Annotated in this window: 17 protein-coding genes; 6 read left to right on the plus strand and 11 right to left on the minus strand. The window is 73.4% G+C overall.

The window, feature by feature from the left end; all coding sequences use genetic code 11:
* The 7 genes from fxsT to ABTZ54_RS26595 all read right to left on the minus strand — a co-directional run.
* A partial coding sequence (gene fxsT, locus ABTZ54_RS26565; RefSeq protein ID WP_351667731.1) for an FxSxx-COOH system tetratricopeptide repeat protein occupies nucleotides 1-1,361 on the minus strand: 1,361 nt, incomplete at its 3' end.
* A gap of 58 nt (nucleotides 1,362-1,419) precedes the next feature.
* Nucleotides 1,420-2,694 carry an aKG-HExxH-type peptide beta-hydroxylase gene (locus ABTZ54_RS26570; RefSeq protein ID WP_351667733.1) on the minus strand — a complete coding sequence of 425 codons (1,275 nt, stop codon included), beginning with the start codon at nucleotides 2,692-2,694 and terminating at the stop codon, nucleotides 1,420-1,422.
* 75 nt (nucleotides 2,695-2,769) lie between these two features.
* Complete coding sequence (locus ABTZ54_RS26575) at nucleotides 2,770-2,991, minus strand: FxSxx-COOH-like cyclophane-containing RiPP peptide (RefSeq protein ID WP_351667735.1); 222 nt, start codon at nucleotides 2,989-2,991, stop codon at nucleotides 2,770-2,772.
* Between the two features lie 159 nt (nucleotides 2,992-3,150).
* Nucleotides 3,151-6,297, minus strand: coding sequence for an SAV_2336 N-terminal domain-related protein (locus tag ABTZ54_RS26580; protein WP_351667737.1), 3,147 nt, complete (start codon nucleotides 6,295-6,297; stop codon nucleotides 3,151-3,153).
* A gap of 7 nt (nucleotides 6,298-6,304) precedes the next feature.
* Nucleotides 6,305-7,312, minus strand: coding sequence for an AAA family ATPase (locus ABTZ54_RS26585; RefSeq protein ID WP_351667739.1), 1,008 nt, complete (start codon nucleotides 7,310-7,312; stop codon nucleotides 6,305-6,307).
* Between the two features lie 381 nt (nucleotides 7,313-7,693).
* Nucleotides 7,694-9,859, minus strand: a complete 2,166-nt coding sequence (locus ABTZ54_RS26590; protein ID WP_351667741.1) for a VMAP-C domain-containing protein — start codon at nucleotides 9,857-9,859, stop codon at nucleotides 7,694-7,696.
* A complete protein-coding gene (locus ABTZ54_RS26595; RefSeq protein WP_351667743.1) occupies nucleotides 9,856-10,260 on the minus strand; it encodes a CU044_2847 family protein in 405 nt (134 codons plus the stop codon). Before ABTZ54_RS26595 ends, ABTZ54_RS26590 begins: the two co-directional genes overlap by 4 nt.
* A 105-nt stretch (nucleotides 10,261-10,365) precedes the next feature.
* On the opposite strand from ABTZ54_RS26595, the gene ABTZ54_RS26600 reads away from it, so the two are divergent.
* On the plus strand, nucleotides 10,366-10,551 hold the full coding sequence (locus ABTZ54_RS26600; protein WP_037674049.1) for a DUF6104 family protein: 186 nt from the start codon (nucleotides 10,366-10,368) through the stop codon (nucleotides 10,549-10,551).
* 18 nt (nucleotides 10,552-10,569) lie between these two features.
* Here ABTZ54_RS26600 and ABTZ54_RS26605 read toward each other — a convergent pair whose 3' ends face one another.
* Nucleotides 10,570-11,388 carry a hypothetical protein gene (locus ABTZ54_RS26605; protein ID WP_351667746.1) on the minus strand — a complete coding sequence of 273 codons (819 nt, stop codon included), beginning with the start codon at nucleotides 11,386-11,388 and terminating at the stop codon, nucleotides 10,570-10,572.
* Nucleotides 11,389-11,570: 182 nt separating this feature from the next.
* Between ABTZ54_RS26605 and ABTZ54_RS26610 the strand changes: the two genes are divergently transcribed.
* On the plus strand, nucleotides 11,571-12,446 hold the full coding sequence (locus tag ABTZ54_RS26610; protein WP_351667748.1) for a DUF4097 family beta strand repeat-containing protein: 876 nt from the start codon (nucleotides 11,571-11,573) through the stop codon (nucleotides 12,444-12,446).
* 1 nt (nucleotide 12,447) lies between these two features.
* Entirely contained in the window at nucleotides 12,448-13,509 is a 1,062-nt protein-coding gene (locus ABTZ54_RS26615) for a PadR family transcriptional regulator (protein WP_351667750.1), read from the plus strand.
* A 90-nt stretch (nucleotides 13,510-13,599) separates the two neighbouring features.
* On the opposite strand, the gene ABTZ54_RS26620 is transcribed toward ABTZ54_RS26615, so the two are convergent.
* The 3 genes from ABTZ54_RS26620 to ABTZ54_RS26630 all read right to left on the minus strand — a co-directional run bounded on the left by ABTZ54_RS26620 (nucleotide 13,600) and on the right by ABTZ54_RS26630 (nucleotide 17,468).
* A complete protein-coding gene (locus ABTZ54_RS26620) occupies nucleotides 13,600-15,015 on the minus strand; it encodes a cellulase family glycosylhydrolase (protein ID WP_502997318.1) in 1,416 nt (471 codons plus the stop codon).
* Between the two features lie 48 nt (nucleotides 15,016-15,063).
* Nucleotides 15,064-16,029, minus strand: coding sequence for a zinc-binding dehydrogenase (locus ABTZ54_RS26625; protein WP_351667754.1), 966 nt, complete (start codon nucleotides 16,027-16,029; stop codon nucleotides 15,064-15,066).
* 227 nt (nucleotides 16,030-16,256) lie between these two features.
* Nucleotides 16,257-17,468: an NAD(P)-dependent malic enzyme gene (locus tag ABTZ54_RS26630; protein ID WP_351667756.1), complete on the minus strand. Its 1,212-nt coding sequence runs from the start codon at nucleotides 17,466-17,468 to the stop codon at nucleotides 16,257-16,259.
* Between the two features lie 538 nt (nucleotides 17,469-18,006).
* Between ABTZ54_RS26630 and ABTZ54_RS26635 the strand changes: the two genes are divergently transcribed.
* From ABTZ54_RS26635 to ABTZ54_RS26645, 3 genes are read left to right on the plus strand one after another with little or no spacing between them, the layout of a single operon-like run.
* Nucleotides 18,007-18,972: an ABC transporter substrate-binding protein gene (locus tag ABTZ54_RS26635; protein WP_351667758.1), complete on the plus strand. Its 966-nt coding sequence runs from the start codon at nucleotides 18,007-18,009 to the stop codon at nucleotides 18,970-18,972.
* 29 nt (nucleotides 18,973-19,001) lie between these two features.
* On the plus strand, nucleotides 19,002-19,952 hold the full coding sequence (locus ABTZ54_RS26640) for an amino acid ABC transporter permease (protein WP_351667760.1): 951 nt from the start codon (nucleotides 19,002-19,004) through the stop codon (nucleotides 19,950-19,952).
* Nucleotides 19,949-20,716, plus strand: coding sequence for an amino acid ABC transporter ATP-binding protein (locus tag ABTZ54_RS26645; RefSeq protein ID WP_351667762.1), 768 nt, complete (start codon nucleotides 19,949-19,951; stop codon nucleotides 20,714-20,716). The genes ABTZ54_RS26640 and ABTZ54_RS26645 overlap by 4 nt, the downstream gene beginning before the upstream one ends.
* Nucleotides 20,717-20,783: the final 67 nt, after the last annotated feature.

Raw genomic sequence — 20,783 nt, forward strand, 5'->3', positions numbered from 1 at the left:
GCCTGGGGGTAGGCGCGGACGATGCCGAGGGGGATGCGCCCGGGGGCGAAGGACGCGCAGAGGCTGAGCACGTCGATGGCCTGCGGCTGGGCGCGTCGGAGCCGGTTGATCAGTATCGACCAGGAGGTGAGGGAGGCGTTGGGGAAGCCGTCGCCCGACGTCGGCTCGTCGACGGTGGAGAGGCGTCCGTCGCGGACCATGCGCAGGTACTCGGGGACCTCCATGCCGGACTCGCCGAGCCAGGCGGCGGCCTGGACGAGCGGCAGGGGCACGTCGCCGAACTCGGCGGCGACCTCGTCGGCCTCGGGCGCGGTGATGTGCGGGGCGCGCCGCATGAGGTAGCCGGTGGACTCGGCCCGGTCGAAGCTGGGGACTTCGAGGATGTCGGTGTGGTCGCCCCAGCCCCGGTTGCGGGAGGTGACGAGGACGTGGCCGGGGCCCTGCGGCAGCAGCACGCCCGCGCCGTCGGTGTCGTCCCAGCCGTCGAAGACGATCAGCCACCGGGTGTGCGGGTCGCCGCGGCGCAGGGCCTCGCGGACGGCGCGGATGCGCTCGCCCGGCTCGTTGCCGGTGGCGAGGCCGAGTTCGGCGGCGAGCTCGCCGAAGCGGTCGCGCTGGACGTTGCGGTCGTCGGAGTTGACCCACCAGACGACGTCGTAGTCGGGGCTGAAGCGGTGGGCGTACTCGGCGGCGATCTGGGTCTTGCCGATGCCGGACATGCCGAGCAGGGTGCAGGCGGCCTTGCCGCGCTCGGCGTCCATGAGCCGTTCCTGGAGCTCCGTGAGGAGGTCGTCGCGGCCGGTGAAGCGCGGGTTGCGGCGGGGGATCTCGCCCCAGATCTCGGGTGGCGTCTCCGGGTAGCGCACCAGGGAGGCCGGCGGCAGGCGGCGGCCGGCCGAGCGGCGCGGTTCGATGCCGAGCCTGCTGAGCAGGCGCGCCTCGGCCTCCTCCTCCCCGACGCCCCAGAGGCTGACGGGTTCGAGGACGGCGGTGGCCGGGAGCAGGGTCCGGTTGGTGAGGTTGACCGCGGCGAACCGCTCGGACTGGGCGGCGACGAAGCCGCGCAGGACGTCGTTCCACTCGCCGGCGGGCCGGGGGCCGAGCTGGAAGAACCAGTCGTCGAGGACGAGGAGCACCGTCCCCCGGGCGAGGAGCAGGTCGCCGAGCGAGTCGACCAGGGACGTCTCGCGCGGCGGGTCCCAGCGCTGGAGGGTGGCGCGCACCCCGTGGGCTTCGAGCCGCTGGTTGATCCAGGTCGCCCAGGGCCGGTTGTAGCCGGGGAAGACCACGAGGACGTGTCCCGGCGCCGCTCTTCCTCCGTGCTCCGCCGCCGCGTCGCCACCCGACCGCTGTTCCGCCATCTGTACGTCTCCCGTCCCGCTCCCGCGCAACGCAGTGTCATGTGCCGTGGGCACAGTGTTACCCAGCCGCCCTGGGGGCCGCTCTCAGGCTCGCGTGGTGCCGCCGCATCTGATGGGCGAACTTCCGTCCCTCAGAGGTCAGTTCATCTGATTCAAGCAGGATCGCCAATGCTTCACCCACCTGATCGTGGATACGGTCGAACTGTTGACCGGCACTGGCCCGCCAGGGTGCGGAGAGGCCTTCGGACGTGGCGGCGCGCCGCCACAGGTCCGTCAGGGCCAGATGCGCGTACGCGCCGTGGAGCACCCCGGCGATGGGCCTCGGGTCCGACCGCCAGCCGACCTGGTGCACCGCCACCCGTCCGGACCGGTAGAGCGGCACGAGCTCGTGCAGCGTGGCCAGCTTGCTGTGGTGCAGCTCGTGCACGAGGGTCTCGGCCATGTCCTGCGCCCCGGAGGGCAGTGAGGTCAGTACGGCGCCGGGGGCGGCGCTCAGCGTGGCCCCCGAGGAGCCCGGGCCGCGGGGCGCGAGCGGCACGAGCGCGCGCACCCCGCGCCGCACCTCGGCGGCGCGGGACGGATCGGTGCGGTCCAGGAGGTCGAGCCCGGACCGCCAACAGGCGGACCAGGCGGCCGTGTCGGTGACGGCGTGGTCCGTCGCGGGGCGGGGCGGGCTGCCGATGCCGCCGCCCGGCACCCGGTAGGGGTCCATGTCGTCGAGGCGGGTGGTGGAGCCGCTCAGGACGTGCAGGCCGCTCCATCCGGGGCCACGGCCGATGAGCGCACCGGTCCTGCGGTCGGCGAGCAGCAGGACGGCGGAGGTGCGCGGATGGCCCTCGGGGCGCAGCCGTACGGTGCGGGACCGCCCCCGGATCCGCACCTGGCCGGAGTCCGCGCGCAGCCGTCCGACGCCGGGCAGCGAGAGGACGCCGTCCGGGGCGTCGACGACGGTGTCGACCGGCCACCCGGACCGCAGGGCCGCCGTGACGGCCAGGGCGTCGAAGCGGACGAGGTGGCGGTCGAGTCCGGGGCCGACGGGCTCCACGAGCGCGGCGGCCAGCCACGCGCCCGTCGTCGGATAGTCGAGCAGGTCGCGCACGGCACCGGGGTGGTGCCCCTCGGCCCGTTCGAGCAGCTGCCAGGCGTCCGCGAACCGCCGGAACACGGCGCCGTCCACCGCCTCACGGTGCTGCTGGACCCGCACGAGCAGCGTCTTGAGCAGCAGCAGGCGCCGGGCGTGCAGGGCCGAGCGCAGCAGGGAGGCGCTGCCCGTGGCGGAGCGGGTCCTGGCCAGTTCCGTCAGGGCGGCGGCCGGCGGAAGGGCGGACGTCATGTCCGCCTCCCCGCGCGGGCCGTGGACGGACGTCCGCCTCTGACCGGAAACAGACGGTGGAATCGGGCCGCCGGGTCAGCGGCCGCCACAGGCTCCGTCGTCGTCCGACAGGGCGCCTTCCGTCCAGGCGTCACCAAGCTCCCCCGGCCGGGAAAGCACCCGCTCGACGGCCGCCACGAGCTCCGGATCGTCCATGAACCGCAGGGTCCGCAGGTCGACGGCCGCGAGATCGGGCAGGTGCGGTGGGTACGTCTCGGCCCGGTCCGCCCCGGCCACCCACTCCATGTGCTCCAACACTCTCGGCTCCTCCTCACCGGCGCCTGTCCCCCACGGTCGTAGCGGCGCAGCGGTTCTTCCCGACGCCAAGAACTCAGAAACCCGTTCGACTCAACTGCGCCCATTCACGCCCCCGTTATCAAGCCGTTCCGTTTCCGCCGCTTAGGGCGCGTCCGCCCCCTAAACCTCCGTCCCGTCCCACGCCCACCACGGCGGCGCGATCCGGCGCCGGTCCTCCCTGGAGAGCCGGTCGGGCCGCTGCCTCGGGTGCGCCTCGACCTCCGCGAGGAGGGCCCGGGTGCGTTCCACATCCGCCCAGTCGACGGAGGCGAGGGACGCGTCGAGCCGTCGCCACTGCCCGGCGGCGGACCCCAGGACCGCGGCGGCCCGCCCCACCCGCCCCATCAGATACAGCACCGCCCCCTGCCCGTGCAGCGCCCGGGCCGCCGTGACCGTGCCGGGGACCTCGCCGCGCGCGGTACGGGCGTCCTCGGCGGCGCGCTGGTAGGCGGTGAGCGCGTCGGCGAGCTGCCCGTCCCTGGAGGCCTCGCTCATCTGGAGGCGCACCCAGCCCAGTTGGAGCCAGACCCCGGCCCGCGTCCCGGGATCGCGCGCCGCGCGGACGGCCTGGTCGAGGAGGTGGCGGCTCTCGTACAGGTCGGGCAGGAAGCCGGCCCGGTCGAAGCGGAGGGCGAGCACGCTGCCGATGAGGATCCGGGCGCGGGAGCGGGCGGCGTCGTCGGCGGGCAGGCAGGTGAGGGCTTCGCGCAGCACGGACTCGGCGCGGTCGACGGGCGCGGTGCCGGTGTCCGCGGCGGCGCGGCGCAGCAGGGACTCGCCCCAGGTCATCAGGAGCCGGCCGCGCTGTTCGCCCTCGGCGGGGGTGAGCAGCGTGGCCTGTTCGTACGCCTGGTCGGCGGCGGGCCCGTCGCCGGTGGCCTCGTACAGCCGGGCCTTCGCGGTGGTCCAGCGCAGCCGCAGCGCGGTGGAGTCGCCGAGCAGCGGCTCGGCCCGGTCGAGCGCGGCGGCGACCTCGTCCGGGGCGGCGGCGGCCAGGTGGAGGGCGTCGGCCAGGTCGAGCAGGACGGGACCGCTCTCCCCCAGGGCCAGCGCGGCGCCGAACGCGAGCGCGGCGTCCGCGCCCTCGCCCCGGGCGAGCAGCAGCCGGCCCCGGCGGACGAGGAGAGCGGGGCGGTGGCCCTCGGGCCAGCCCGACACGTCCGACGCGGCCTGGGTGGCCTGGGTGGCGAGCGCGGCGAGGGCCGCGTCCAGGTGCCCGGCGTCCCCCGTGTGCCGCCACAGGGCGTGGTGGGCGGCGGCCAGTTCGAGACGGGCCTCGGCCCAGGCGGCGGCGCCGGGCTCGGTCAGCTCCCCGGCCCGTACGAGCTCGGCCACGGCCCGGGTCAGCAGCTCCTGGCGCTGCCCCGCGTCCCGTACGGCGAGGGTGCCGGCCTGCGCGTAGAGCGCCTGCCCGAGGACGAGGCGGGCGCCCGCGGTGTCCTCGGTGTCCTGGGCGGCCTCGGGCGGCCCGGCCGGGTCCTCTGCGCCCAGGGCGGCCTCGGCCAGCTCGCGGGCGGCGGCGAGCAGCGAGGGGTCGGACTGGGCGCGCCACTGGTCGAGCAGCCGGCGGGCGCGGGCGAGCGGGTCGGGCGTGACGAGGTCGGGCTGGTAGAAGCGCAGCACGCGCGCGGGGATGCGGGCGAAGAGCTCCGTCTCGGCGTCGGCCGGCTCCGCCGGGTCCTCCTCGGGACCGGGGACGGCCGGCCCCTCCTCGGCATCGTGTCCGGCGAGCCGGGCCGCGGCGAGGGCCGGGAAGTTGCGCATGCCCTGGCCGAAATTGCGCTCGACGAACTCGGAGACGTGCTTCAGGACGAGCGCGGCGGCGCCCCGGTCGAGCGAGCCGAGCAGATGCTCCTGGACGCTCCGGGGATAGCTGAAGCAGGGGTACGGGGTGGGCCCGGGCAGCCGTCGCAGCAGCCCGCTGAGCAGCACCTCGGCCAGCTCCATGGGGCCGGTGTCGGGGAGCATGGCGCGCTGCACCAGCTGCATCACGGGCAGCGCGAGCGGGGCGGCGGCGAGATGGACCGCGAGCCGCACCGCGCCGGGAGAGGCTCCGGCGCGGAAGGCGCGCAGCAGCTCGCCGTCGCCGCGCCGGGCGGTCCTGGGCGCGCCGGGGAGCGCGGAGCGCGTGGGTTCCGCGCCGACGCGCGCGGCCCAGCCTCGGACCGCTCCCCCGCCGTGTCCGGTGAGCATCCGCGCCCAGGACGCGAAGGCCTCGGGGGTGGGGGTGAGCACGGGCACGGCCCGCAGGTCGGGGGCGACGGGCTCCCAGGGGGCCTCGTCGGGCTCGAAGCGCGGCTGCCCGCCGGGGGCGGCGGGGCGCAGCAGGACGCCCGGTTCGACGGGCAGGGCGGTGCGGGACCAGAGGCGTGGGGGCAGCGGCTGGACGAGGGCGAGCGGGGACTGGCGGGGCCACTGGTGGATGAGCCGCTGGGCGGCGCCGCGCTGCCAGAGGGGGCCCACGCAGTCGCTGACGATGAGGGTGAGGCGGCGGCCGGTGGGGTCGTGCAGCTGGTCGCCGGGGCGGAGCCGGGGCCGGCCGTCGGACCCGGAGGTGGTGGTGACGAGCGGCGGGCCCTCGCCGGTGTCGTAGAGGCGGTGGACCTGGACGTCGCGGAAGGCGCCGGACTGCTGGCAGGCCTGGCGCAGTTCCTCGACCATCCGGGTCCACACGACCATGGCGGGGCCGGAGTCCATGAGGAGCTGGATGTCGGGGCGCAGTCCGGCCTCGGGGCGGAGCACGGGGGTGAGGATGCCGGAGGCGGCGCTGTGCTCGGCTGTGGCGTCCTCGTCGAGCCGGCCCTCGCCGGGCCGGGCCGGGAAGAGGGCCGCGTAGTGGCGCAGCGGGCGCAGGGCCTTCTGCAGGCCGAGGAGTCCGGGCAGGGCGTTGGCGCCGGGGGCGCGCACGGGCAGGGCGGCGCCGGAGCGCACGGCGGCGCCGCCCGCGCCCCCGGCGCCCGTGCCGTCGTGGCGCATGAGCAGGTCGACGGTCTCGGCGGGGCGGGCCTGTGGGTCGGTGGGGGCGGGTGGGGTCAGCGGGGCGGTGGTGGCGTCGCCGCCGATGGCTTGATCCGTACGGTCGCCGGGGTCGCCCTCGGGCAGCACGGGACCCGGCGGCCGGTCCCCCGACGTGCCCTCCGGGTCGGCGCGCGGCAGCCACTGGGCGAGCCAGACGGCGTCCGCGACCTCCTCGGCGGTCGGGTCCTGGCCGCCGGCCCGCATTCTGCGGGTGAGTTCTTCCAGGTGCATCCGGCTCGTCCGGTGCATCCGGCCATCACCTCGGCTGATCGAGCGGCTGCATGAGCATGTCCGCGATGCGTTCCCGGGTCACCCGCTCGGCGCGGGGGGCGTGCTGGGTCAGGTACAGGGCGTTGAGCAACTGGTCGGTGGCGATGACCTCGCCGGGCTCCCGGTCGAGGAAGCGGTCGACGAGGCCGGGTTCGGCCGCGGCGGCGTCGGGGCCTAGGTGGGCCTCGATCATGGCGCCGAGCTGCTCCTCGCCGGGCGCTTCGAGCTCCAGGCGGATGCAGCGGCGCAGCAGGGCGGCGGGGAAGTCGCGCTCGCCGTTGGAGGTGAGGACGATGAACGGGAAGGTGGTGCAGCGGATCCGTCCGCCGTACACGGGCACCTTGCGCCCGTCGTCGGTGAGCACCTCCACGACCGGTTCGCGGTCGGCGAGCCGCTCCAGCTCGGGGATGGCGAACTCGCCCTCCTCCAGGGCGTTCAGGAGGTCGTTGGGCAGGTCGATGTCGCTCTTGTCCAGCTCGTCGATGAGCAGCACGCGGGGCAGCTCGGAGGGGAGCAGCGCGGTGCCGAGCGGACCGAGCCGCAGGTACGAGCCGATGCCGGCCGGACTCGCGGCGGAGCCCCCCGCGTCGGCGCGGGCGCGCTCCAGCTGGACGTCCTGGAGGCGGCCGATGGCGTCGTAGCGGTAGAGGCCGTCCTGGAGGGTGCTGCGGCTGACGACGGGCCAGCGCAGCACCCGCCCGAGCCCGAGCTCGTGGGCGACGGCGTGCGCCAGGGTGGACTTGCCGGTGCCGGGGTTGCCCGTGACCAGGAGCGGGCGGCGCAGGTAGAGGGCGGCGTTGACGGCGTCGGTCTCGGCGGGCCGGGGATGGTGGTTCTGCACCAGCCTCCGCCGCACGCCGAGCCGCCGGTCGGAGCCGGCCAGGGTGTCATCGGCCCCACCGGCGGAGAAGTCGCGCCAGGGCGGCGGGGCGGGCAGCCGCCGTATCTCGTCGTGCGGGTGGCCGGCACCACGGTAGATCCGCCAATCGTTCACGCCTGACTCCTCCTGGCAGTACTGATGTCACCGGCCCCCTCGACGGTACCTTTCACCGCTCCGTTCCGGAGGCGTTCAAACCGGTCCGGTTGTAGGCGAGTTGGGAGTGGGGAGGGGGCGGGCGCGGGGGCGTGTGCGCCGGGGGCGGGGACGGGCGCGCGGGGGCCGGGGACGGGCGCGCGGGGCGCGGGACCGTGCCTGCCGGGGACGGGGGCGTCAGCACCGGGGACGTGCGCACGGCGTCCCGGGCCGTGCACGTGGGGCGTGCGCTCCCGTACGCGGGCGCGGGCGCGGGCGCCGGGATGCCGGCGGGCGGCGGTCCGGACCGGGTCCGCTCCGGACCCGGAGTCCGCCCCTCCGGGTCCGGGCGCACGGCGCGGCTCACCGGTCGCCCTCGCCGAGCAGCGGCGGGCCTTGGAGGAGGTCGTCGAAGGGCGGTCGGTCCGGGGGGTCGTAGAGCACGGCCAGGTTCTCGGCCCAGACGTGCTCGGAGCGCTCTCCGGGGTCGGCCTCCGCGTCGGCGGCCCGCATCCGCAGGGTGCGGACCGGCCGGTGCAGGCCCTCGGCGGAGCCGGCGCTCACCAGCAGCTCGCCGGCCCGCTTGTGGAACTCGGCGCAGTCGCCGTGGTCGCGCGCGCCGTGCCGCCACAGGGCGATGGGGTGTCCGGCGGCGAGCGCCACGTCCATCGCGCGGTGGCCGTCACCGCCCCCGACCGGACCGCAGTAGACCGGCACGCTCCCGTCGACGGCCCCGCCGAGCCGCTCGTACGCGCCCATCCGGCTCTCCCGGCGCACGTGCGGGGCGTGCGCCTCGGCGCCCGCGGCGAGCACCTCGGCGCGCAGCGGCACGGCACGCAGGGGACCGCCCTCACTGCCGCGCCAGCGCCGCCGCCACTCGGGCGAGGGCGGGTGGTGGCTGCGGTGGCGGTCCCGGAGGACGACGATCCGGCGCTGGCCGAGCGGGAGGGAGCGCTCGCCGAAGTGCTCCTCCTCGGGCGTGAGCCGCCAGGTGTCGAGCGGCTCGTCGAACAGCTCGCGCGGCAGCACCACCTCGACGGCGGCGAGATGGTCCCCGCTGTCGCCGCGGCGGAGGGCGTCCACGAGCGGGGCACGCAGGACGTCCTGGAGCAGGTCGCGGGTCACCCCGCTGTCGTCGCCGCTCAGCGGGCTGACCGTGTTCCCGTCGAAGAGGAGCATCATGCGCCAGGTGTAGCGCTGGGGGGTGGCCCACGGGACGGCGTCGATCTCGATGCGCACGTCGGCGCGGGCGCCTGCCTCGCGCGCGGGGCGCGACACGGGGCGCGGGGGGCTCTCGCCGGCGCCCTCGTGCTCCGCGCGGGCGCCGCCGGGCCGGGACGTCCCGAGTGCCCCGGGTGCCCCGGGCGCCTCCGGCGCCTCCGGCGTCTCCGGGTAGAGGAGGCCGGAAATCTCCTCCTGCACGGCCCCGTGAGCGGCCCCGGACTCGTCGGCGATCCAGTCCTCCAGACGCTGGAGGCCCTCCGCGCCCGGCCCGGAACCGTACCGCTCGGTGAGGTGCCGGACGATGTGCGCCGCGTAGAGGAGCACGGCATCGAGCCCGAGGTCGGTGGTCCCCGGCTGGTTCTCCCGCTGGGAGGCGTGGAGCTCGTGCAGCAGGCCCACGCCGTCCCGCCAGGTGCGGGCGTCGGTCTCCAGGACGGCCTGGTAGTCCGGGTGCAGGACCCGGCGCTTGACCGCGTCGACCAGGGCCATGACCTCGCCGGGGCCACTGGGCGGCGGGAGTTCGGCGAAGAGGCCGTAGAGCTGGGTGCGGCGGACGGGACTGACGCCCCGCGCGGTGGCGGGCCACAGCTCCATCTGCGCGGCGGTCCAGGTGCGCCCCCCGCGCGGGCGCCGGAGACGGTTGAGGTGGTACTTGTCGTGGGCGCGCAGCACGTCGTGGAGGATCTCGCCGCCGGGGACGTCGTGCAGCTCGCGCAGGGCGGTGAGCGGGACGGCGGCGCCCTCGTCACGGCCGCGGCCCTTGTTGAGCCCGATGACCGCGCCCCGGCGCAGGTCGACGACGGGACCGCCGGAGACGCCTTCGACCGGGAGGGTCCAGCGCAGCAGCAGGGCTCCGCCGTCGACGGCGTGGGCCTCTCCCAGGGCGTGCCGGATCCGGACCTCGCCGGTCTGCCGGGACCAGCCGTGCAGGCTGATCGGGGTCGGCGTGGTGGGCGGACGCTCGCTGAGCCGGACGCAGGCGGCGCCCTGGGCGTCGGGCACGTGCACGAGGGCGAGGTCGGGGAAGTCCCAGCGGGCCGGGACCTCTTCGGGCGTGGCGGGGCGCGGCTTGGCCAGCACCACCCGGCCGGTGGTCTCGCCGCCCTCCCAGGTGATGCCGACGGCAGGCTCGCCCCTCCACACCGCGCTCCCCCCTTTCGCCACGACGTGGGCGCAGGTCAGCACCCAGCCGGGGGCGATGAAGAAGCCCGTCCCCCAGTACGGGTCGCCGTGCGGGTCATACCCGCCACCGGGAGCGGCGATGCGTACGAGCGCGGGGCGCACGAGAGCGTCGAAGGCGCTCATGAGGCGCCGTCGGCCGCCGAGGAGTTCTCCGGTGAGGTGGCCGGCGGCGGGACGGTGGGCGCGGGGCCCGGCTCGGTCCAGGTGAGGGAGACGTTCACGGACGCCTTGCCGCCGCCGTCGGCGAGGACGCCGATCACCTTGCCGGCCTGCGCGGAGAGTTCGATGCCGAAGCTGACGGCGACCTCGACGGGCGACTGCGGGTCGATGCCCGCGCGCAGCGAGCCGACCACCCCGCGCACCACGTCGGTGAGGCCGCCGGCCATGGACACGACCCGGTCGCCGATGCTCCCGATGCCGGTGTCCTGGAAGCCGGTGCCCCGGTCCAGCTCCTCCGCGGCGCTGATCCGGGCCCAGACGGGTGTCCCGTCGTCCAGTCGAATGCGAGCGATTCCATGCGTCACAGCGGCCCCCGCTCCCCGAAACGATGATGAAGAAGGCTAGTGCGTGGTGCGGAGGAGGACCAGGGGACGCCATGGAGCCGTCCGGGCACGGCCTATTCTGAACGCATGTATTTCACCGACCGTGGCATCGAGGAACTGGAGAAGCGGCGCGGCGAGGAGGAGGTCACCTTCGAGTGGCTCGCCGAGCAGCTGCGGACCTTCGTCGATCTGAATCCCGACTTCGAGGTGCCCGTCGAGCGCCTCGCGACCTGGCTGGCCCGCCTCGACGACGAGGACGACGACGAGGAGTGAGCGGGTAGCGGCGGCCCCTCAGGCGGCGCCGCGCAGCCGGTCGTAGGCGAGCCCGAGGGCCCCGTGGGCGACCAGCAGCGCACCGGCCGTCGCCCAGCCGCCGCTGCGCCGGCCGATCCCCCAGGCGAGCAGCGGCACGCCCGCCGCGAGCTGGGCCGCCCCCAGGAGCCGGGCCTTCGGACCGCGCAGATACGGGCCGAGGCGGCCGCCCTCGACGGCGTCGAGCTCGGCGCGTACGGCATCGCGCCAGCCCGGCCATTCGAGGGGTTCGGCGCCCTGGACGCGGGCCACCGAGCGCAGCCGGTCGGCGCTCTCGCCGGGCGCGAGGCCGGTGGGCAGGGCGAGTCCGATCCGGGCGAGGACGGCCGTGATGCCGATCAGCCGGGTGTCGGCGTCCGCGTCGGGGTCGGGCCGGGTGAGCGGTTCGAGGGCCTGGACGTCGAGGACCGGGTCGAGGCCGAGGCGGGCGGCGAAGGTGCGCATGGCCTCGTCCTCGCCGACGGGGGTCCCGTCGGCGAGCCAGGTGTAGCCGACGGTCCGGCGGAATCCGGCGGCGAGGGTGAGCCCGGAGCGTTCCGCGTCCCACCACAGGGCGAGCACGGGCCAGGTGGCGGCGGAGACGGCGAGGGCGGTGGCCCAGCCGGTGACCACCCGTTCGACGGGCTCGCCGTCGTCGAGCCAGGGCTTCCCCTCTGGTACGAGGACGCTCCAGTCGGGCCCCGCGGGGGCGAGGAGCAAGCGCTCCCTGAGCAGTTGGGCCGGCGGGCGGACCGCCGAGGGCTCGGCACGGCAGAGCAGCAGCGCTCCGGCGGGGCGGGATCCCGATCTCGCGTTCATGGCCCCTACGCTAGGCCAATTTGTCCGTGTACGGCGGTACATGTCCACCCTCACGCGTCCCTGTCAGGGGTGATTCGGGGTTGACGTGACCCTACCGCGATATATCGTGTCTATCGAGATACGCGATATGTTGCGTCGCGTGTCGTCCGGAGTCGCAAGCCCACACACGGGAGGCCAGCACCATGACAGAGTGGTCCGTCACCGAGCCGCGGAAGCTCCCGCTGACCGATCCCGTGACCCGGCTCCAGATCCGCGTCGTCAACGGCACGGTGAACGTCGTGGGCACCGACGAGAGTTCCGCCCGCGTGGAGATCTCCGAGATCGAGGGTCCCCCGCTCATCGTGAGCCAGGAGGGCTCCACCCTGACCGTGAGCTACGAGGACCTGCACTGGAAGGGCTTCCTCAAGTGGCTCGACCCCAAGGGCCACCGGCGCCGGGCCGTCGTCTCCGTCGCCGTGCCCGCCGGCGCCGACGTCGAGGTCGGGGTGATCGGCGCCGAGGCGGTCATCTCCGGCATCAGGGGACGCACCGAGGTCCGGGGCGTCACCGGCGACACCACCCTGGTGAAGCTCTCGGGCCCGGTCCGCGCCGAGACCATCTCGGGCAATCTGGAGGCCCAGTCCGTCACCGGCGCGCTCAAGGTCAACTCGGTGACCGGGGACGTCACCGTCTTCGAGGGCGCCGGCACCGCGGTGAAGGCCGAGACGGTCAGCGGGGACATGGTCGTCGACCTCGACCCGGCCGCGGGCCTGGACGGACCGCCCGCCGACATCCGCCTCACCAGCGTCTCCGGCGAGGTCGCCATCCGGCTGCCGCACCCGGCGGACGCCACGGTGGAGGCGAGCACGACCAGCGGCGGCGTCTCCAACGCGTTCGAGGACCTGCGGGTGGGCGGCCAGTGGGGCACCAAGTCCATCAGGGGCACCCTCGGCGCCGGCCGGGGCACGGTGCGGGCCACCACGGTCTCCGGCTCCATCGCCCTGCTGCGCCGCCCCGAGCCCGAGCCCGAAGGCGACGGCTGGACCGCCACTCCCTCCGCGTCCGGAAAGGCCCTCTGACATGCCGCCCGTCTTCGCCCACGGCCGACTCCGCCTCTACCTGCTCAAGCTGCTCGACGAGGCCCCCCGTCACGGGTACGAGGTGATCCGCCTCCTGGAGGAGCGCTTCCAGGGGCTGTACGCGCCCTCGGCGGGCACGGTCTATCCGCGGCTCGCCAAGCTGGAGGCCGAGGGCCTGGTCACCCACGCCACCGAGGGCGGCCGCAAGGTCTACTCGATCACCGACGCGGGCCGTGCCGAGCTGGCGAGCCGGAGCGGCGAGCTCGCCGACCTGGAGGTGGAGATCCGCGAGTCCGTCTCCGAGCTGGCCGCAGAGATCCGCGACGACGTCCGCGGCGCCGCGGGCAAGCTGCGCAACGAGATGCGGGCGGCAGCGACCGCGACCCGCTCCAAGGAGTCCTCCTCGTTCGCCGACGCCAAGGAGGAGCTGCGCCGGGCCCGGCAGGAGTGGCGGGAGCAGACCCGCCAGGCCCGCGCCGAGGCGCAGTCGGCCAAGCGCCAGGCGAAGGAGTTCCAGCGGATCGCCCGGCAGGTCCAGGAGCAGGTCCAGGAACAGGTGCGCGAGCAGGTGTCGCGCGGCGAGTGGCCGAAGGACGTCTGGAAGGGCATCTCCGACATCACGGCCCAACTGGGCGACCTGATGACGGGCACCAGCCACGACAAGCCCTCCCGCAACTCCCCGGCGCCGGACCAGCCCACCACCCCCGACCCCACCGAAGCCTCCACGACGGGGACCGAAACGCCGAAGCGCCTCACCCCCGAGCACACCCCGCCCCAGGACCAGGCCCTGAGCGCGGAGTACACCCCGGCCCCGGAGCACGCGCCCGAGGCGGACCACGCACCCCGCTCCGAGCAGCCCGCCGCCGGCTGGGCCGCGGACATAGAGGCCGGGGGCGAGCCGGTCCGTGAGCTGGACCGGCTTCTCGACCGCTTCCGCGACGAGGTCCGGGACGCGGCCCGCGACCACGGCGTGGGGCGGGAGCAGCTGACCGAGGCGCGCCGCCATCTGGCGACCGCGGCGACGGAGCTCACCGCCCTGCTCCGCCCCCGCACGAAGAGCTGAGCAGGGGGGCGCGCCCGCCCCGGGCCCGGAGCGGCCACGAGCGGCCACGCGGCGGCCTGGCCCCCAGCGCCGCTCTCGTGGCCGGGCCCATCAGCCCCGCGTGACCGTCACCGTCACCCGGGCGCCGGGAGCCGCGAGGACCCAGGCCCGGCCCTCCGCCTTGCGGAGTACGAACGCCCTCCCCCGGGCCGCGACCTGCCACGCGCCCGGGGGCAGGGACAGCTCGGTGACCCGGGGCGCCCGCCGGGTCGCAGAGTCGTAGGTGAGCCGGTAGACGCCCGTGGCCGCGTCGTACGAGGAGGAGCGGACCGTACCGGCGACGGCCTCCGCGTACGGCTCGGCGGTCAGCTCCTTGTTGGTGCGGAAGGCACCGTTCGCGTCGACCGCGCAGTAGCCGCCGCCGTAGCACCACTCCCAGCCCGACCAGCCGGAGCTGTAGCGGCCGAGCGAGGCCATGGCCTCGCGGTAGAAGCGGTTCATGTTCGGCTGGGAGTTGTTGAGCGGACCCCACTCCCCCACGACCACGGGCACCTTGTACTGCTTGGGGTAGAGGGTGACGGCCTGCTCGTAGTTCTCGATCCAGCGGGCGTCCGGGTCGTAGTCGCCGCCCGCCTCCATCGTGCCGTTGTAGAAGTGCGGCGCGTACACGATCTTCGGGTCGTCGATCCGCCCGAGCCCGGTCGGCACGCCCTCGCCCACGATCGGGGTCGGTTCGACGAAGATCCAGCCGTCCCGGTCGACCGCCCGGATCGCGTCCGCGATCCGGTTGTACATCGGGGTCAGCTGCTCGCGCTCGATCCGGCGGGCGGCGGTCGGCAGGTCCTCGCCCTCCGCCAGCTCGCCCATGGGCTCGTTGATCGGGTCGTAGCCGAGGACGGCCGGGTGGTTCCGGAAGCGCTCGGCCAGCACCCGCCACATCCGGGCCTGGGCGAGGCGCAGGTCGGCGTCCTCGTAGAGGTGGGTGAAGGCGCGCTGCACGGCGGGCTCGAAGTACTCGGAGAACCAGTCGTCGGGGTGCGGGGTGAAGGGCAGCCCGTCGGTCCTGGTCGCCCACGCGGGGATGCCCCGGGAGCCGAACGCGGGCCCGAAGACGTCCTGGTGGGCGTCGAGGACGACCTTCACGTCGTACTTCTGGGCCCAGCCGAGGATCCGGTCGATCTTCCGCAGATAGGCCTGGCTGTACTGGCCGGGCCGCGGCTCCAGGTCGTCCCAGAAGACCAGCAGGCGGGCGAAGTTGAAGCCCTTGGCGCGCATGTCGCGGAAGTGGCGCTCGGTGATGCCGCTCAGGGCCTGGTCACCACTGTGGGACTTGTCCGCCAGATTCCAGCCGCGCAGGGTGAGGGCGCGACCCTGGACGTCGGTGAGGGCGGGTATCGCGTCCTCGCCGGTCGCGGCGCCGCCCGGGTCGGCCTGGGCGGTCGTCGGGGCGAGGAGCGCGGCGACGACGGCGGTCGCCACGAGAGGGGTGCGCAACAAGGAGGGCCTCCGGCACGATGAAGTGAGCATTGTTCACGTTTCGCGTGCCGGAGATCCCATCAGCACTACTCGGGAGTATCAAGAGGTCGTGAGGACGATCTTTCCGAAGAGCTCGCCCAAGGCCATCTTCTCGAAGCCCTCGCGGGCCCGGTCCAGCGGCAGTACCTCGTCGATCACCGGGCGCAGGCCCGTGGTCGCGCAGAAGGAGAGCAGGTCCTCCAGCTCGTCCTTGGAGCCCATGGTCGAGCCGACCACCTTCAGCTCCAGGAAGAAGATCCGGGTCAGTTCGGCATGCGAGGGCCGGTCGCCGCTGGTGGCGCCGGAGATGACGAGCGTGCCGCCCGGACGCAGCGACTTGACCGAGTGCGACCAGGTGGCGGCGCCGACCGTCTCGATGACCGCGTCCACCCGGCGCGGCAGCCGCGCCCCCGGCTCGTACGCCTCGACGGCACCGAGCTCGACGGCCCGCTTACGCTTGGCCTCGTCCCGGCTGGTCGCGTAGACCCGCAGGCCGGCCGCCTTGCCGAGCGCGATGGCGGCCGTGGCGACACCGCCGCCCGCGCCCTGGACGAGGACCGAGTCCCCGGGCCGTACACCGGCGTTGGTGAAGAGCATCCGGTACGCGGTGAGCCAGGCGGTCGGGAGGCAGGCGGCCTCCTCGAAGGAGAGCTCCTTCGGCTTGGGCAGCACGTTCCAGCTGGGCACGGTGACGCGCTCGGCGAAGGTGCCCTGGTAGCGCTCGGTCAGGATCGAGCGCGGCTCGTCCGGGCCGACGCCGTGGCCGGTCTGGCCGATGACGGAGTGCAGCACGACCTCGTTGCCGTGCTCGTCGATCCCGGCGGCGTCGCAGCCGAGGATCATCGGCAGCCTCCCCTCGGGCAGTCCGACCCCGCGCAGCGACCACAGGTCGTGGTGGTTGAGCGAGGCGGCCTTGACGGTGACGGTGGTCCAGCCGGGCCGCACCTCGGGCTCGGGGCGTTCCCCCAGTTCGAGGCCGTTCAGGGGCTGGTCGCGGTCGATTCGGGCAGCGTAGGCGGCGAACATGGGCCTGACACTAGGGGCCGACGGGGAGCGCACGGAACCGGCCGCGGGTGTGACGCGCGTCCCTCGCCACCGCGCGGGCGTCCCTCGCCACCGCACGCACGCCCCTCGTGGCCGCGCCCGCGCCCCGGGCGCGCGAAAGGGCCCCGTACCGAGGTACGGGGCCCTTTCGGCGTACGAGTTGACGCCTGGTCACGCGGTGACGCGTCAGCCGATCGCACGATGACGCGTCAGCGGCGCGCGACGCCCTCCGCGCGGGCGGCGGCGGCCACCGCGGTCGCGACGGCCGGGGCGACCCGCTCGTCGAACGGCGACGGGATCACGCAGTCGGCGGCGAGCGCGTCGCCCACGACGTCCGCGATGGCGTTCGCGGCGGCGATCTTCATGCCCTCGGTGATCCGGGAGGCCCGGACCTGGAGCGCGCCGGCGAAGATGCCGGGGAACGCGAGGACGTTGTTGATCTGGTTCGGGTAGTCCGAACGGCCGGTGGCCACGACCGCCGCGTACTTGTGCGCGACGTCCGGGTGCACCTCGGGGTTCGGGTTGGCCATGGCGAACACGAAGGCGTTCGGCGCCATGGACGCGACCGCGGCCTCGGGGACCGTACCGCCGGAGACGCCGATGAAGACATCCGCGCCGGCCAGCGCGTCCTCCAGGGAGCCGGTCAGACCGGCCTTGTTGGTGAGGCCGGCGATCTCCCGCTTGACGTCGGTGAGGTCACCGCGGTCGCTGCTGACGATGCCCTTGCGGTCCGTCACGCAGACGTCGCCGAGGCCCGCCTCCAGCAGGAACTTGGCGATGGCGACACCGGCCGCACCGGCGCCCGAGATGACCGCGCGCAGCTCGCCGAGGGTCCGGCCGGTCAGCTTCGCCGCGTTGCGGAGGGCGGCGAGGGTGACGATGGCGGTGCCGTGCTGGTCGTCGTGGAAGACCGGGATGTCGAGGCGCTCCTGGAGCCTGCGCTCGATCTCGAAGCACCGGGGCGCCGAGATGTCCTCCAGGTTCACGCCGCCGAAGGAGGGGGCGAGCCGGACGACGGTCTCGATGATCTCGTCGGTGTCGGTGGTGGCGAGCGCGATCGGCACCGCGTCCACGCCTCCGAACTGCTTGAAGAGGATTGCCTTCCCCTCCATGACCGGAAGCGAGGCCTCCGGGCCGATGTCGCCGAGTCCGAGCACCGCCGTGCCGTCGGTCACGACCGCGACGACCTGGGACTTCCAGGTGTAGTCGTTGACCAGCTCAGGATTCTCCGCGATCGCGGTGCACACCTTGGCGACGCCGGGCGTGTACGCGAGGGACAGGTCGTCCTTGTCACGCAGGGGCACGGTGGCCGAGATGGCCATCTTGCCGCCGCGGTGCAGCGCGAAGGCCGGATCGAAGGGCTCGCCGGGAGCCCCTTCCGTACCACTGTCGCTGCGAGGATTGACGATCTCCGCTGCCATTGGGTTGACCCCTTAAGTCTTCTTCATTTGAGGGTGGCCGCTCCTGGATGAGGAGGGGTGGGTGGGTCCCGCAGCCGCCGTGTCTGGCAGCCGCGCGGGCGCGCCGCACAACGCGCCCTGAGCCCCGGATGAGGGGTGTAAGGATCCTTCTTACCGGACGGACGGGTCCGGAGACGAGTCCATACCCCCTCGGTGACGCGACTCATACCGAGCGCTACCGGACACGGACGGAGAACGACACGTCACGCGATGTCCGGAAAGGTGCATTCCCCACCCGAATAGCGGCTTTCATATCGTCCGAATAGCGAGATCGGCGGGATAATTTTCGGTGTGGGGCATGACCGCCCGCAGAAGGTTCTGCCTAGGGGCGCCTGGCCACCGTGATTCGGCAATGACCCGTTACCCGATTTTGACATCCTTGGCCGTCGGTTTGAGTCGGTCCGAATGGCAAGATGCCGTAATCACACGAGGTCGCGGCACTCGAAGGTGCGTGCACGACCTATAGGCAACTCCCCTCAGACGCCGGAGGAACCCGACCATGACCGCACGCTCCACGCGCTGTACGACCGCCAAGACCCGCACCTCCCGTCTTGCCGCGGTCGCCGCCATCGCGGTCGCCGGCTCGATGCTGCTGACCGCCTGTGGTGACCAGACCAACAGCGGATCCACCAAGGAGGGCGGCTCCTCCACCGCCGCCGCGAACAAGGCCCCGCTCTTCTCGAAGCTGCCGGCGGACATCCAGAAGGCCGGCGTCATCAAGGTCGGCACGGACGCCTCGTACGCCCCCATGGAGTTCACCGAGGGCAGCAAGATCGTCGGCATCGACCCCGACATCGCGAAGGCGCTCAGCAAGCAGCTCGGCGTGGACTTCCAGTTCACCTCGGGCACCTTCGACGGCCTGATCACCTCGATCTACACCGGCCGCCAGGACCTGATCATGTCCGCGATGACGGACAACAAGAAGCGCCAGGAGGGCCTGGACGACAACGGGAAGAAGATCGGCAAGGGCATCGACTTCGTCGACTACTTCAGCTCCGGCGTCTCCCTGCTCGTCAAGAAGGGCAACCCGCAGGGCATCAACTCCCTCGACGACCTCTGCGGCAAGACCGTCGCCGTCCAGCGCGGCACGATCTACGAGGACACCTTCAAGGCCCAGGCCACCAAGTGCGGTGACAAGAAGCTCACCATCCAGGCCTTCGACACCGACGCCGAGGCGCAGACCCGCGTCAAGGCCGGCGGCGCCGTCGCCGACCTGAACGACTTCCCGGTGGCCGCGTACATCGCGAAGACCTCGGGCGGCGGCAACGACTTCGAGGTCGTCGGCAGCCAGAGCGACGTCGGCCTCTTCGGCATCGGCGTCTCCAAGGACAAGACCCAGCTGCGCGACGCCGTCAAGGAAGCGCTCGACGCGAGCATCAAGGACGGCTCCTACGCCGCCGCCCTGAAGACGTGGAACGTCGAGGACAGCGCCGTGAAGTCGGCGACGATCAACGCCGGCAAGTGACCTCCACGCACCACTGAAGGGCAGTCGTCATGACTGACAAGATCTCCAAGGACCCGGCCGCCGCTCCGGCCGGTCCTGGCCCCTCGGGTACGCCGTACGAGGCCATCAAGGCCATCCCCGTACGGCACTACGGCCGCTGGATCAGCGCCGTCGTGGTGGTCGCACTCCTCGGCTGGCTCGTCTACGCCTTCTCCCAGGGCAACATCATCTGGGCGACGGTGTGGGACAAGCTGTTCGACACCTCGATCCTGCACGGCCTGAAGAACACGATCATCATCAGCATCGCGTCCATGGCCCTCGGCCTGGTGCTCGGCATCCTCTTCGCCGTCATGCGCCTGTCGAAGAACCCGGTCACCGGCGCGGTCGCCTGGCTCTACATCTGGTTCTTCCGCGGCACGCCGGTGTACGTGCAGCTGCTGGTGTGGTTCAACCTGTCGCTGATCTTCGAGTACATCAACCTCGGGCCGATCTACAAGAACGAGACCGTCGACGTCATGACGCCGTTCATGGTCGCGCTGCTCGGCCTCGGCCTCAACGAGGGCGCGTACATGGCGGAGATCGTCCGCGCCGGCATCCAGTCGGTGGACGAGGGCCAGACCGAGGCCGCCCACGCGCTCGGCATGTCGCAGACGAAGACCATGTGGCGGATCGTGCTGCCGCAGGCCATGCGCGTCATCGTGCCGCCGACGGGCAACGAGTTCATCAACATGTTGAAGACCTCGTCCCTGGTCTCGGCCGTGCAGTACACCGAACTCCTGCGGGCCTCCTCGAACATCGGCACCACGGCCGGCGCCGTGATGGAGATGCTGTTCGTGGCCTCCATCTGGTACCTGGCCCTGACCAGCGTGTTCAGCGTCGGGCAGTACTACCTGGAGCGGCGTTTCGCCCGCGGTTCCCTGCGCAGCCTGCCGGCCACGCCGTGGCAGCGCGTCAAGAAGAACATCGTCACGTTCAAGCGTTCCCCGGAGGCGACCCGATGACCGGTCAGCCCATGGTCAAGGCCGAAGGCGTCCACAAGTCCTACGGCCCCGCGCACATCCTCCGGGGCATCGACCTGGAGGTCCAGAACGGAGAGGTGTTCTGCCTGGTCGGCCCGTCCGGCTCCGGCAAGTCGACCTTCCTCCGCTGCATCAACCACCTGGAGCGCATCGACGGCGGCCGGCTCTCGGTCGACGGACAGCTGGTCGGCTACCGCCAGAAGGGCGACAAGCTGTACGAGCTGAAGGACAGCGAGGTCGCGGCCCAGCGCCGGGACATCGGCATGGTCTTCCAGCGCTTCAACCTGTTCCCCCACATGACGGCCCTGGCCAACGTGATGGAGGCGCCCATCCAGGTGAAGGGCGAGTCCAAGGCGGTGGCGCGCGAGCGCGCCGAGCGCCTGCTCGACCGGGTCGGCCTCGGTGACAAGACGGGGAACTACCCCTCGCAGCTCTCCGGCGGCCAGCAGCAGCGCGTGGCCATCGCCCGCGCGCTGGCGATGGAGCCGAAGCTGATGCTCTTCGACGAGCCGACCTCGGCGCTCGACCCGGAGCTCGTCGGCGACGTCCTCGACGTCATGCGGGACCTGGCCGAGTCGGGCATGACGATGATCGTCGTCACCCACGAGATGGGCTTCGCCCGCGAGGTGGGCGACTCGCTGGTCTTCATGGACGGCGGCGTGGTCGTCGAGTCGGGCCACCCGAGGGACGTCCTCGGGAACCCGCAGCACGACCGGACGAAGGCGTTCCTGTCGAAGGTGCTGTAACGGCGATAACAGCGATAACGGCGATACGGGAAGGGGCGGTACGGGCAAGAGCCCGCACCGCCCCTTC

Source organism: Streptomyces sp. NPDC094032, assembly GCF_040303965.1.
Classification (GTDB): domain Bacteria; phylum Actinomycetota; class Actinomycetes; order Streptomycetales; family Streptomycetaceae; genus Streptomyces.